This is a genomic window from Micromonospora sp. NPDC049580, assembly GCF_040675595.1.
Lineage (GTDB): Bacteria > Actinomycetota > Actinomycetes > Mycobacteriales > Micromonosporaceae > Micromonospora.
In genome coordinates, this window is record NZ_JBFAPG010000144.1 from 1 (window position 1) to 12,335 (window position 12,335).

Below are 12,335 nucleotides of genomic sequence, written 5' to 3' on the forward strand. Positions count from 1 at the left end.
CGTGTGCCGCGACGCGACACACGCTCATCGGGACGAAAGATAATTGGTTGCGTCAGCCGGCCGAGTTGTTCTTCATCACGACACCTCCCGAAGAATACGGTTGTCGGAAGTGAGGCCGCGGCCCTGCGCCGTGCTTAGGGGTGCATGACGCGCCACCGTCGGATGACGGGTGGAATCACCGTGCAGCAGTCCGACCAGCGATCGACCGAGCTGGTGCGACAATTGCCCAGGCCCTACTTCGGATGCTCTTCGCGGCAGTACCGCAGCACCCGACAGCGACCATGGACGACGGCCGTCCTATTCGGAGCATTCGCTGGCGGAGAGACTTCCAGTGATGGCCATGGAGCCGCGCACAGGCGAATGCAGTGAAAGACCGACTCCCCCGGATACGTGGCCCCGCCTCGGTTAGCAGGACCCCCACAGCATTCCGGCCGTCTATGCCGGTGTCAACCCTCACATTGATGGATCTTGCTATCTTGACCACGATGGCCGCCGTGATTACGGTCGGGGCGGCGGACGTGCCCACAGCACCCGCCACACGGGGGCACAAAATGGGTACGACGAGTCCTTTCGGGCCACCGATGACGGCTGGCCCGACATGATCAATCCCGCGCACGCCGTCATCGTCGGGGCGGGAATCGCCGGAACGGCAGTCGGTCTCTTCCTGCGCCGGATCGGCTGGCGCGTGACGGTTCTTGAGGCCCGGCCGCCGCGCGAGCGGCCGCTCGGGTCGCACCTGAGCCTGGCCGACAACGGCCGTACCGTGCTGCGCGACCTGGGCCTGCTCGCCGCGGTCGACGCCGCCGGCACGCCGACTGACCGCATCTCCTTTTACGACCACCGGGGACGGGAGATCGGCAGCAACAACCAGGTGAGCACTCTGATCCGCCGGGACCGGCTCGGCGAGGTGCTGCGCGAGGCGGCCCGTGGCGCCGGCGTCCGTATCGTCGAGGGTGAGCGGGTCGTCGGGCTGCGCGATGACGGGCACGACCGGGTCGTCGCCACCCTCGCCGACGGATCCAGTCACAGCGGTGACCTCTTGATCGGCGCCGACGGGGTGCACTCGTACACGCGTCGGACGATGTTCCCCGAGCATCCGCCCGCCCGGTTCACCGGAGCCCTCGACGGCGGCGGCTCGGCCCCGCGGGTCGACGGGATCGCACCGGACGGAGTGCTGCGGCTGACGTTCGGCGCCAACGCGTTCTTCGGCTACCAGGCGTTGCCGGACGGCGAGGTGGTCTGGTTCCAGAGCCTGCTCACGGGCGAGGTGGAGGTGGTGGCGGGGCCACGGGCTGATCCGATGGACCGGTGGCGGCAGCGGCTCGTCGAGCTGCACGGCTCAGACCACCCGCCGATCCCCGCCATCATCGACGCCAGCACCGGCCCGATCATCCGGTGGCCGGTGCACGACCTCGTCCCGCCCGCGCGGTGGAGCCGCGGTCGGATGTGCCTGGTCGGCGACGCGGCGCACGCGATGCCGCCGCACGACGGGCAGAGCAGCTCCATGGCGCTCGAAGACGCCCTGGTCCTGGCCCGGTGTCTCGCCTCGGCAGAAGACGTCGGTGACGCCTTCGTGCGCTTCCAACAGCTGCGTGAGCCACGGGTGGCGACGGTCGCCGGGCTCGCTCGCCGTACCGGCAGCCTGAAGTTTCCGACCGGCACCCGCGAGCGGCGGGCGCGCGACGCCGTGCTGACGATGTTCATGAGGGCGGGCGTGGCCGCCTCCGAGGACGTCAGCCGGTACCGCCTGCGATGGCCGACGGACTCGCACGCCGCAGCTCGGTCAGCTCCTGATCAAGCAGGTCGGCCAGCCGCGCGAACCGGTCCGGGCGATTCTCCCAGGTGATTCCCCGGCTGGGCATCTCGACAGTCATCAACAGGTACAGGTGCAGGCGGTAGAGGCTGAGCCGCCGCAGGGTGGACTCGTCGAAGACCACCGGATCGGCCGCGGCGGCGCGGTAGCCCCGCAGGAACGGGTGGTCGGGGTCGTCCTCCACCCGGCGATACAGCAGGGGTGACACGAGGTCCAGCAGCGGATCGCCGAACAGGAACCGCTCGCCGTCCACGATCCCGCGCAGGCGCAGGGTGCCCGCAGGCCCGGGTTCGGCGAGCACGTTGCCGTCCCAGCCGTCGAAGTGCAGCAGCGCCGGCCGGCGTACCTGGTCCAGGGCCCAGGCGTACCGCTCGGGCAACTCCCGGATCCGCGCCGGCGAGGTGGGAAGTCGTACGTCCCAGTCCGCCGCGTCGGCGAGCAGGTCGTCGAGCATGGCGGCGAAGGCCGTACGCCACGTCGCGCCACTCGCCCGGCCGCCGCCGTACCCGTAGTGGTCGCCGGTCACCCGGTGCAGCGCGGCGATCGCGACGCCGAAGTCGTAGCGGGCCGGGGTGTCGTCGAGGTGCTGCTCGCCCTCCGACCATTCCCGCAGCGACCTTCCGGGCAGCAGGCCGGTGACCAGCCACTCGCCGAGTTCCGGATCGTCGCCGTGGTGCAGCAGCGGCGGCACCGGCACCTGCGGCGCACGCGCGGCCACGAGGCGGAAATACCGGGCTTCGGCGGCGGCGAGCCCCCGCTCGTAGCGCAGCAGCGGCGCGTCGGGTGGTGGTGCCACCTTCAACACGACCTCGCGCCCGTCGTCGAGCGCCACCCGCCACACCGTCGCGAAGCCGCCGCCCAGGATCGGCCCGCAGTCCACGACCCGGCGGTCCGCGCCGAACGACGCCGCGACGAAGCGTTGCACCTGATCGTGGTCCAGTGGCCGCTGGGTGCGGCTGAGCCCTTCCACCCCGTGGTCCCTTCCTCCCCGCCGTGACGCCCGCCAGCGTGCCAGAGTCGTCGGGGAATTGTCGTCCTGGGCTTGGTCTTCGTCCGCCGGCCGAGGATCCTGCGGAAGGTCCCCGGTGGTGGCGTCCTAGTGGGTCTCCTGCTGGTCCCGTGCGCCGGCCTGGTGCTCGTTCCCGCCCGGTGCGGCGTTGTCCGCGGCGTGCGCCGCCGCCGCGAGGACGTCGTCCCGTTCCCGGTCGGTGCAGCCCTCGTCCTCCAACAGGCCGAGCAGCAGCACCGTCCGGGCGACGATGGCCGGCGCGTCGTCGGGCACCGGAGGGCGTTCACCGAGCGCCGCCCACACCAACGCCTCGGCCAGCGCCGGCTCGACGTCCATTCCGGTGACGTCGTAGCGTTCCCGCGCGGATGCCACGAACCGGATCACCGGCGCCCGGTCCTGCCCCGCGACGAACCGCCGCCGCACCGCCACCAGCAGCGCTCCGGCGAGCAGGTCCGCGTACCGCCGCCAGTCCGCCTCGGTGAACCGGCGCAGCCGCCGTTCGTGCCCGCGCAGCCGTCCCGCCAGAAGGCCACGCAGCGCTGCGTGCGGGTCGTTCACCACTGTCGCCCCCTGATCATCGTGAGTGGGTTCTTCCGTCGGCGTCGCCTGGTCACCAGGCCGCTCGCCACCCGGCAGCCGCGTGCGATCTCGCTGGTGCTGGTGCTGGTGCTGGTGCTGGTGGTGCTTCTTGGCGCGGTGGGTGCGGGGGCGGCCGGCTCGCCGGTCAACGCCGCCACCGAGCGGTCGATGCGGCAGCCGCCGACCGCCAGCCGGGTGACGACCAGGTCCAACCGGGTGATGGCCGCCGCGAAGTGCCGGGCCGCGACCGCGTCCGCCACGACGTGGGTACGCCGCAGCCGGTCCTCCGCCGCCGCCAACCGCCACCGGGTACGGGCGGCCAGCGCGGCCGCCCGGTCAGCGTCGACCCGAGCCGCGCGCAGCCCGGCGAGCAGCTCACCTGCTGTCGCGGTCACCGGCGATGCTCGATCGGCAGCCAGGCCGGCGTAGACCAGAGCGAGCGCCCGCCAACACTCGGTGACCGCGTCCTGCCAGGGCAGTCCCCGGCCGGGTGGCCCCGCACCGTGCAGGTGTGCGCCGGCCCGGTCGGCGGCGGCGATCGTGGCCAGCCAGGCGTCGCGCAGATCGTCGACCGGCCCGCCGAAGTGCGCCAGCCGGGCCCGCGCGGCCCGCTGCTCGTCGCACGGGCCAGGCCGTCCGCAGCTCCGGCAGATCCCGGTGTACGCCTCCGTCACGTGCTCGGCGACCCTCATCCTCGCCTCGATGACCTGCTGATTGGCGTGCGTGTGCAGATCATCCGCGTTCATCGGCGGCCTCGGCAGCTCACTGCTCCGCCTCGGCGGTGGCGTGCGCGGGTCGGTTTCCTCGCCCGCGTGCGCGGGCGGACTGGGCAGCTCACTGCTCCGCCTCGGCGGTGGCCTTGACCAGGCGGGCGAACAGTACGTCGGTGCACGGGTAGTCCCTGCCGCAGCCGCAGACCCACCGGCGAACCACGCGCGGCGGATGGGCGAAGAGGGTGTCGTCGGCGTCCTCGACGTCCTGTTTGGACACGAGACGCTGGGCTGGAGGGTGTCGGGAGGGTGGGTCGGTGGGCTGGTCGTCGGGTCGATTGGGCATCGGGTGCTCCCGTCCGGTTGTCTCCTTGCTGGTCAGGGCGTTGCTCGTGGCGGCACGTGCCGCCCGGCGGCGGTGCGTTGGGCGGCGATGCGTTGGGCGGCCGGGGCGGCGGTGCGGTGGGGCGGCGTGCGGGCACCCCCGGCACGCCCGGCCGGACGGGGGGACCGACCGACCGGGCGCTTCCTGCGCGGTGGGAAAGAACCAACTCCGGGTTTGCAGACCAGGGAGCCGGCAGGACCAGACTTTGCCACACTAGTATGTACAAGTCAACTATTGAACTAGTCCGTTCTTGTCCTGATTAGTGGGGTGTGATCAAATGGCGGTGCAGACCAGGGAGACAAGATGCCCGCCAAGCCCAAGTGGGCGCAGCTCGCGGATCAAATCCGAGAGCAGATCGCGTCCGGTGAACTCGCCCCAGGGGACAAGCTCCCGTCCACCGCCCAGCTTCGTGCTGAACATGGCGTCTCGGCTGGTGTCGTGCGGCAAGCGATTCTCGTCCTGCAAACTCAGGGCCTTGTCGAAGGCGTTCACGGCCTCGGCGTGTTCGTCGCCGAGCGCTGACCGCTCGACGCCCCCGGTTCGGTGGGTCCGGCCAGATCTTGGACAGTTTCCGTTAGCCGCTAACGGAAACTGTCCAAGATCTAGAAATTCCGAGCGAGGTTCCTCGTCCATTCTTTGATCACTTGATGCGTACCAGTTGCCGAGGGCCTGCCCTGACTGGTCAGCATCAAGTGATCTTCGCCGGGGTCGGCGGGACACCTCGCACATCATGATTGGGCGATCGAGCGGTCGCGCTGGGTGCGCGGATCTCGTACGCTCCCTTGTGGTCTCCGCCGGTGCGGTGGTGGAGGCGGTGGTCGACCAGGGGGAGGATGCGCGTGAGCGCAGCGCAGATCATCGCGAAGTTGGCGGCGGCGTCGCAGAAGCTCGATGAGGCGAAGGCCAAGACCGCAGCGGCAGCGCAGGACGCGGCCGAGGCGCGGACCCTCGTCGCCGGTGCGCTGGAAGGTGTTGCCGCCGGGCCGCTGGTCGGCATGATCGACGCGTATCGGCAGGCTCTGGCGCAGGCGTCCCAGGGCGGCGAGCCGGCCAAGCAGCACGTCCAGGAGACGATCGCCAAGGTCCGCGCACTGGGAAACTGACCACGGGTGGTGGTAGCACAGCCCACCAACCACCCGCGACGGTCGGCATCACCTTGCGACCTGCGGTTCCACTGTCGACGTCGGCATTGCCAAACCGTGACGGCCGACGTGAGGCGCGAGGTCGAGAAGAACGCGAGGCCCCGTCACCCAGCAGGCGCAAAAGTGTCAGACCCGAGGCAATTGCTGTTGGTGGGTCAGCGGCGGCCACGGCATGGGCGAGCGTTGCAGAATTCTTGCCAGCTCTGCCGAAGGCGGTGGCCGGTGTCGTTCTCGGGGCGGTGGCAACCTGGGGATCCCTCAGGGCTTACAAGGCGAGATCGCGAGATAGCGGAGGTTCCGTTGAAGATCGATGATCGAGTAGAGCAACTCGTCCGAGACACGTTGCACTGGGCCGTCAAGCGGCGGCCCGTCGAATTTGATGAGGCGCTGAAGGCATTCTCCGACGAATCAACGCGGCAGCAGGCCATGGAGTTGCTCGTCGCGGTCTCAGCCTTCGTCACTGCTGACATTTGTGGAGGCAGGCCGTCGTCTGGGCAACTCCAGGAACTGGCCAGCGAGGTCGCCGAAGCGGAGGCCTGGAGCTCGGCCAGCTCGGCAGAGGTCGAGGCCTTCCTCGCCGCCATCCTGACCGGTCGTTCGCTGCCGGACGTGTTGCCAGCCGCCAGCGCAGTCGTCCTTGCCTTCGTGGTGGCCGCGAGCCTTTTGTCCATGCGCCCAAAGGGCGAGGGGGAGTGGTGGTTCAACTACCTGGACAAGGTGGAGGCCGCGATCGAGGCGGCGGGGTGAAGCGGTCGAGGTTCGGGTTGGATCGTTGGCGGCTCAGCCGTGCGGCGGTCGGCGTGTCGAGCCGCTCAAACGTCATCGATCGCAGGCGCACCGACCGGTTCAGCGGGTGATGCGGACCTCGTCTTCGAAGCGCGGGTAGTCGCACGCGTCCTGGCCGCACAGCTCGAAGCCGCCGCTGGCAAGCCCCACGCCCCGGTTGAAGGCGAAGCCGCCGCCTTCCGCGTACACGCGTCCGGTCACTGCCTGCGGTTGGCCGGTGCAGCTGACGGGCGCCCAACCCGATCCGTAGGCGACCCGGTTGCCCGAGCGCTGGCGCAGGATCAGCTCCGCGCCGCCGGATAGGCCAGCGTCGCAGGTCACGGTGAGGGTGAGGTCCACGGCGACGCCTTTCGCGACCAGGGTCGCGGACGTGACCTCGACGGTGCTCGCCGCGCTCGCTGGCGACGGCGTCAACAGGGCGAACAGGGACAGCCCGAGCAGCGCGATGGTGGTGGTGAGGCGGCGCACGGCGGCTCTCCTATCGGAGTAGGTGCTTACCTGCGGTCACCATAGCCCCCTGCGGCGCTGACGTGGATCAATAGATCGTCGAGTCTTCCGGGGACGTCCGCTCGATGACAACGACGGGGATCTCCCGGTCGGTGTCCCTCTGGTAGCGGGCGTACGTCGGGAAGACCTCCGTCATCGCCGGCCACAGCCGGGCCCGCTCCTCGGTGGACGCCGTCCGGGCGCGAGCGGCGAACCGTTCCGCGCCGACCTGGACCTCCACCGTCGGGTCGGCGCTCAGGTTCAGGTACCAGGCGGGGTGCGTGGCAGCACCGCCGTTGGACGCCACCACCAGGTGGTCGTCCCCGTCGCGGCCATAGATCAACGCGGTGCGGCGGAGTGTGCCCGAGCGGCGTCCCCGCGTGGTGAGCAGCAGCGCGGGGTAGCCCTGGAAGGTGCCACCGTCGGCGCCGTCGGTCTCCACGTACCGCCGAATGTGCTTGGCCACCCAGCCGACCGGACTGTCCTCGATCGTCTCGTGCTGCTCCTGCGCGCTCACGCCATCGCCTCCATCGCCGAATCCGCCCGGCTGAAGCGGAGGTGTCGATCGTACGCGGAGTGCCCTGCTCTGGACCGGCCATGGCCATCGATGCGGCGGATGCGAGGGGCGTCCGTGCGGACGGGGTGAGAGCGGTATACCTGTGAGTCATTAATATGACTCACAGGTATACGTCTCTGAGGGGAAAGTGCCCCGGCGGATCAGTCGCGCGAGCGGGGCAGGCAGCACTTCTTGTACTTCGCACCCGATCCGCACCAGCAGGCGTCGTTGCGGCCGGGCGGCCAGGACGTCAGACCCACCTCGTCGAGGCTGTCGGCGTACTCGTCAAGGGTTTCCTCGTCGATGGGGTCGCTGCCGGCGAACGCCGCCAGGCCCTCGACGGTGCCGGCGACCACGCCCAGGTCCGCGCCGCCCAGCCCGGCGGCGTCCGCGAGCGCGCGTTCGATCTGGGTACGGTGCTCGTCCCACGTCTTCGGGTAGCTGTCGACAAGCGCGGGCCAGCGCATCAGCAACGCGTTGAACTCGGCCTCCGGCCAGTACAGCAGCGTCGCGGGGCCGTCGTCGAGCGCGTCGAGGGCGTGGGTGCTCGCGGCGCGCAGCCGGTCGGCGAGGTTGTCGTACTCGTCGTGCGGGAGGCCCACCTCCTCGCGCAGGTTGTGCCGCCGCTGGGCCAGCCCGTAGATCATGGCCGCGGCCTCGTCCTGCGCGTCCTCGGACTCGTGCTGCTGGGTCCGGGTGCGTTCCAGGATCGTGTCGAGCGCCCCGGTCAGCCATTCCAGCGCCAGGTCGGGGTGGCCGGATTCGGCCAGCTCGTCGACCAGGTAGGTCGCGTTGGGGTTGGTCTCCAGCAGCGGACGCAGCTCGGTCAGCTCGGCCATGCCCTCGTCCGAGCGGCCGAGGCGCAGCAGCAGACCGCCGCGCACCGCTCGGGCGTACGCGTCCTCGTCGGGCTGTTCGGCGATGGCGCGGGTGGCCAGGGCGAGGGCATCGGCCAGGTCACCGGCCTGCTCCAGGATGTCGGCGGCGACGAGCAGCGCGTACCCGATGTCGTCGGGGTCGGCGAGGCGTCCCTCGTCGACGGCGCTCACCAGCTCGGCGACCAGCGCGGCCGGGTCCGGGCTCTTGACGCCCAGGGCGCCGATCTCTTCGATGCGGTCGGCGGTCAGCAATTCGGACATGGGCGCATCCTGAAGACGACGAACGGTGGATGGGGGAGCGGCCAGCGTATTCCCGAGCAGGCCGGAGCCCGGGCGGCGAACCGCCCGGGCTCCGACTTGCCAGCGAACCTCAGCGGGTCGCGGGCATGGTGGCGAACTCGCCGGCTAGCTCGGACTCGACGATCGTCGCGGTGGACGGCCGGCGACCGGCCGACGCCCGCCGGGCGGACGGGACGGCCAGGGCCGCGAGCGCGGCGGCGAGGGCGATCGCGGTGAGGACGAGAAACCCCGTCGTGAAACCGGCCTCCCGGGGCAGGCCGTTGGCCTGCGGGTGGGCGGTGATCACGCCGCTGACCATGGCCGCGCCGATCGCGCCGCCGATGGTACGGATGTTGGCGTTCATGCCGGTCGCCACGCCGGTCTGGCTGGCGGGCACGCTGCCGACGATCAGGTTGGCCATCGACGCGAACGCCAGGCCGATGCCGAGACCGACCAGCCCACCGGCGATGGCGACCTCCCAGCGGGTGTCGTGCGCGGCGGCCAGCATCGCGGAGGCGGCCACGTTGAACGCGGCGCCGGTGGCGAGCTGTGCCTTGGCGCTGAACACGGCCTGGAGCCGGCCGGCGACGAGACCGGCGACGAACATCGCGACGAGCATCGGCAGCATGAGCAGGCCAGCCTGGCTGATGCTGGCGCCGAAGCCGTAGCCGGCGGCGGTCGGGGTCTGCACGAACTGGGGAAGGAACGCGTACACGGAGAACATCGACGCGCCGTAGAGCAGGGCGACCAGGTTGGTGGTCCAGACGCCGGGCAGGCGCATCATCCGCATGTCGATCAGCGGGTTGGTCGAGCGCACCTCGGCGACGAGCCAGCCGATGAGCAGCACCACGGCGAGCACCAGCAGGCCGAGCACCCGGGTGGAGGTCCAGCCCCAGGCCGCGCCCTGGCTGATCGGCAGGAGCAGCGCGACCAGCCAGCCGGAGAGCAGCAGGGTGGCACGCCAGTCGATCCGACCGGGGGTTCGCACCGGCGACTCGGGCACGAACAGGTGCGCGGCGACGGCGGTCAGCCCGACCACGACCATCGGGATCCAGAACAGCCAGTGGTAGTCCAGCGCGGCCACGATCGGGCCGGCGAGCACGACGCCGAGGCCACCGCCCGCAGCGACGATCGCCGAGATGGAGGCGACGGCGCTTCCGACCCGCGCGGCGGGGAACTCGTCGCGGATGATGCCGAACGACAGCGGGAAGACCGCGCCGCCGATGCCCTGCACGACCCGGGCGACGATGAGGACGCCGATGTTCGGCGCGATGGCGGCCACCAGGCAGCCGAGGGCGAGGGCGGCGAGCGAGACGACAAGCATCCGCTCCTTGCCGACCATGTCGCCGACCCGTCCGAGGATCGGCGTGAAGATCGACGCGGAGAGCAGGTAGGCGGTCAGGACCCAGGTCACGGTGTTCTGCGAGGTGTGCAGGTCCTGCTGGATGGTCGGCAGCACCGGGGTGATCAACGACTGGAGCATCGCGAAGAATCCGGCGCCGGCCGCGAGCACGGTGAAGGTGAGCCGACGCGAGCTGCGTCGGGATGTCACTGACACGAGAAAAAACTCCTGATGCGGTACGGAAGGAGGTTTGTCGCCCGTCGTCGGAGGCGGGCAGGTCTGTCGGGTCCGGGCGATCGGGTGGCCAGGCGGATCGGGCGGGTCCCGGGGTAAGCTAAGCGGAGGCTGCCCTCCGGCATTTCCGGAGGGGTGCCTCCACTAAGCTAGCGGAGGGGTGCCTCCGGATGCAACCAAGGTGAGGTGACGCACGTCATGACCAGCGCGGGGCAGATGCCCGAGGTCTTCGCGCAGCGGCCCAAGCGGGCCGACGCGCGGCGCAACTACGACGCCCTGGTCACCGCGGCGCGCGAGGCGTTCGCCGAGAACGGCGCGGCCGCCTCCCTGGAGGACGTGGCCCGCCGGGCGGGGGTGGGCATCGGCACCCTCTACCGCAACTTCCCGACCCGCCGGCACCTGTTCGAGGCCGTCTACGTCGAGGAGGTCCGTGCGCTGAGCAGCTCCGCCGCCGACCTGGCCGAGCTGCCTCCGTGGGACGCCCTGGTCGCGTGGCTGCACCGCTTCGTCGCGTATGTCGCCACGAAGCGCGCGCTCGCCGAGCAGTTGCTGCACGACTCGGAGATCTTCGCCAGTTGCCGGACGGAGATCTACGCCGCCGGCGAGCCGTTGATGCGCCGCGCCCAGGCCGCCGGCGTGGTGCGCGACGACGTCGGTTTCGACGATGTGGTGCGCCTGATCAGCGGCCTCACGATGGCCCAGTTCCCCGCACCCGAGCAGCGTGACCGGGTGCTCGGCGTGGCCCTGGACGGGTTGCGCGCGACCGTCCGCTGAGGACCCGTCAGCGCGACCGTCCGCTGAGACCGCGTCAGCGCGACCGTGCGCTCAGCGCGCGTCATCGGTCGACGAGCAGCAGCCCCTAATCGTCGAGCCGTTTGACCACCGTGCCCGGTGGCCAGCGGGCCGCGCTGTCGTTGCCGAGCAGCTCGACGGCCCGGGTGTAGAGCTCGGTCCGGCGGCGTTTGGCCGCGTCGTGTTCGGCCGCGCCGGACTGCCGGTCCTGATGGCGCTGCGCGGCCTCGGCCACCGACTCGGCGTGCGCCTGCCCCCGGTCCCGGTGTGCCTGGTCGCGGGCGGCGACCCTCGCGCGGGGCGGGGTACGCGCACAGCGGCGGGTGTCCGCTGTGGAGCGGCACCGAATTGCCGGTTTGTGCCGTCGGTGGAACAACGGGTTACCGGCGCGTAACAAGTCATTGACGTTTCTGAATTGTGACGTGCATCATCGTCGCACGGTCGACCGGACACCCCCACCCACCTGCCCGGTTCGCCGGGTGCCTCCCCCCGGAGGTGCAGCCATGCTGCTCCGAAAGACCGTCCTCGTCGTGTCCCTGGCCACCGCCGCGCTGCTGGCGTCCGCCGGTGCCGCGACCGCTGCCACCCCCACCGCCCCGGCTGCTACCGCCCCAGCTTCCACCGCCCCGGCTTCCACCGCCGCCTTCGCTGCCGCTGCCGCAGCCAACCCGGTCATCGTGGTCGGCGGGCTCAGCGGCGTCGCCGTGGCGTACGAGCCCATCGCCGCCCGGCTGCGCGCCGACGGCTACCGCACCTTCATCTACCAGCTGCCCGGGTTGGGCCTCGGTGACATCCCCGCCTCGGCCCGCGCGTTCGCCGGCTACGTGGAGCAGGTGCGCGCCAGCACCGGCGCGGCGACCGTCGACCTCGTCGCCCACTCCGAGGGCGGTCTGGTCAGCCGCTACTACCTCAAGAGCCTGGGCGGCACCGCCAGCGTCGGCCGGTACGTCAGTCTGGGCACACCCCAGTACGGCACCTACGTCGCCAACATCGTGGCGTTTCTCGGCCTCGGCAGCTGCGCCGGCATCGTGGCCTGCCAACAGATGACCATCGGCTCCGCATTTCTCGCCGACCTGAACGCCGGGGACGACACCCCGGGGTCGGTGCGCTACACCACCGTCCGCACACTCCAGGACGAGCTGGTCCGTCCGACCGGCAACGCCGCCGTCAACGACGGGGCGACGAACGTCCTCATCCAGGCGTACTGCCCGCTGCGGGTGGTCGGGCACCTCGGCCTGGTGCTCGACGGAACCGCGTACACCATCGTGCGCGGCGCCCTGACCGACGGCCCGGTGCGACCCAACTGCCTCGCGCTCTGAGAGCCGTGCGGGTGGTCCCGGCCGG

15 protein-coding genes are annotated in these 12,335 nt (G+C 70.9%); 6 read left to right on the forward strand and 9 right to left on the reverse strand.

Features of this window, described 5'->3' with window-relative positions:
• Positions 1 to 598: 598 nt before the first annotated feature.
• Positions 599 to 1,846, forward strand: a complete 1,248-nt coding sequence (locus tag AB0J68_RS14555; protein WP_355067191.1) for an FAD-dependent monooxygenase — start codon at positions 599 to 601, stop codon at positions 1,844 to 1,846.
• Here the strand turns inward: AB0J68_RS14555 and AB0J68_RS14560 are convergent.
• The 4 genes from AB0J68_RS14560 to AB0J68_RS14575 form a co-directional block, all read right to left on the reverse strand.
• Positions 1,734 to 2,783, reverse strand: a complete 1,050-nt coding sequence (locus AB0J68_RS14560; RefSeq protein ID WP_363938833.1) for an aminoglycoside phosphotransferase family protein — start codon at positions 2,781 to 2,783, stop codon at positions 1,734 to 1,736. The genes AB0J68_RS14555 and AB0J68_RS14560 overlap by 113 nt on opposite strands.
• Positions 2,784 to 2,909: 126 nt before the next feature.
• A complete protein-coding gene (locus tag AB0J68_RS14565; RefSeq protein WP_355134795.1) occupies positions 2,910 to 3,380 on the reverse strand; it encodes a hypothetical protein in 471 nt (156 codons plus the stop codon).
• Positions 3,377 to 4,147 (reverse strand): hypothetical protein, encoded by a 771-nt coding sequence (locus AB0J68_RS14570; protein ID WP_363938835.1) that lies wholly within the window; start codon positions 4,145 to 4,147, stop codon positions 3,377 to 3,379. Before AB0J68_RS14570 ends, AB0J68_RS14565 begins: the two co-directional genes overlap by 4 nt.
• 88 nt (positions 4,148 to 4,235) lie before the next feature.
• Entirely contained in the window at positions 4,236 to 4,391 is a 156-nt protein-coding gene (locus tag AB0J68_RS14575) for a hypothetical protein (RefSeq protein ID WP_363938837.1), read from the reverse strand.
• A 408-nt stretch (positions 4,392 to 4,799) separates the two neighbouring features.
• Between AB0J68_RS14575 and AB0J68_RS14580 the strand changes: the two genes are divergently transcribed.
• The 3 genes from AB0J68_RS14580 to AB0J68_RS14590 all read left to right on the forward strand — a co-directional run bounded on the left by AB0J68_RS14580 (position 4,800) and on the right by AB0J68_RS14590 (position 6,385).
• The gene (locus AB0J68_RS14580) at positions 4,800 to 5,018 is read left to right on the forward strand and encodes a winged helix-turn-helix domain-containing protein (protein ID WP_363938839.1); all 219 of its coding nucleotides are present in this window, start codon (positions 4,800 to 4,802) and stop codon (positions 5,016 to 5,018) included.
• A gap of 311 nt (positions 5,019 to 5,329) precedes the next feature.
• Complete coding sequence (locus tag AB0J68_RS14585) at positions 5,330 to 5,599, forward strand: DUF6244 family protein (protein ID WP_363938840.1); 270 nt, start codon at positions 5,330 to 5,332, stop codon at positions 5,597 to 5,599.
• Positions 5,600 to 5,938: 339 nt separating this feature from the next.
• Positions 5,939 to 6,385, forward strand: a complete 447-nt coding sequence (locus AB0J68_RS14590; RefSeq protein ID WP_363938842.1) for a hypothetical protein — start codon at positions 5,939 to 5,941, stop codon at positions 6,383 to 6,385.
• A 99-nt stretch (positions 6,386 to 6,484) separates the two neighbouring features.
• Here the strand turns inward: AB0J68_RS14590 and AB0J68_RS14595 are convergent, their stop codons facing one another.
• The 4 genes from AB0J68_RS14595 to AB0J68_RS14610 all read right to left on the reverse strand — a co-directional run bounded on the left by AB0J68_RS14595 (position 6,485) and on the right by AB0J68_RS14610 (position 10,181).
• Positions 6,485 to 6,892, reverse strand: coding sequence for a hypothetical protein (locus AB0J68_RS14595; protein WP_363938843.1), 408 nt, complete (start codon positions 6,890 to 6,892; stop codon positions 6,485 to 6,487).
• A 67-nt stretch (positions 6,893 to 6,959) separates the two neighbouring features.
• Positions 6,960 to 7,427 (reverse strand): nitroreductase family deazaflavin-dependent oxidoreductase, encoded by a 468-nt coding sequence (locus tag AB0J68_RS14600; RefSeq protein ID WP_363938845.1) that lies wholly within the window; start codon positions 7,425 to 7,427, stop codon positions 6,960 to 6,962.
• A 200-nt stretch (positions 7,428 to 7,627) separates the two neighbouring features.
• The gene (locus tag AB0J68_RS14605) at positions 7,628 to 8,605 is read right to left on the reverse strand and encodes an SEC-C domain-containing protein (RefSeq protein WP_363938847.1); all 978 of its coding nucleotides are present in this window, start codon (positions 8,603 to 8,605) and stop codon (positions 7,628 to 7,630) included.
• 109 nt (positions 8,606 to 8,714) lie between these two features.
• Entirely contained in the window at positions 8,715 to 10,181 is a 1,467-nt protein-coding gene (locus AB0J68_RS14610; protein ID WP_363938848.1) for an MFS transporter, read from the reverse strand.
• A 216-nt stretch (positions 10,182 to 10,397) separates the two neighbouring features.
• Between AB0J68_RS14610 and AB0J68_RS14615 the strand changes: the two genes are divergently transcribed.
• Complete coding sequence (locus AB0J68_RS14615; protein ID WP_355134766.1) at positions 10,398 to 10,973, forward strand: helix-turn-helix domain-containing protein; 576 nt, start codon at positions 10,398 to 10,400, stop codon at positions 10,971 to 10,973.
• An 85-nt stretch (positions 10,974 to 11,058) separates the two neighbouring features.
• Here AB0J68_RS14615 and AB0J68_RS14620 read toward each other — a convergent pair whose 3' ends face one another.
• Entirely contained in the window at positions 11,059 to 11,226 is a 168-nt protein-coding gene (locus AB0J68_RS14620) for a hypothetical protein (RefSeq protein ID WP_363938849.1), read from the reverse strand.
• Positions 11,227 to 11,494: 268 nt separating this feature from the next.
• On the opposite strand from AB0J68_RS14620, the gene AB0J68_RS14625 reads away from it, so the two are divergent.
• On the forward strand, positions 11,495 to 12,310 hold the full coding sequence (locus tag AB0J68_RS14625) for an alpha/beta fold hydrolase (protein ID WP_354861004.1): 816 nt from the start codon (positions 11,495 to 11,497) through the stop codon (positions 12,308 to 12,310).
• Positions 12,311 to 12,335 lie beyond the last annotated feature (25 nt).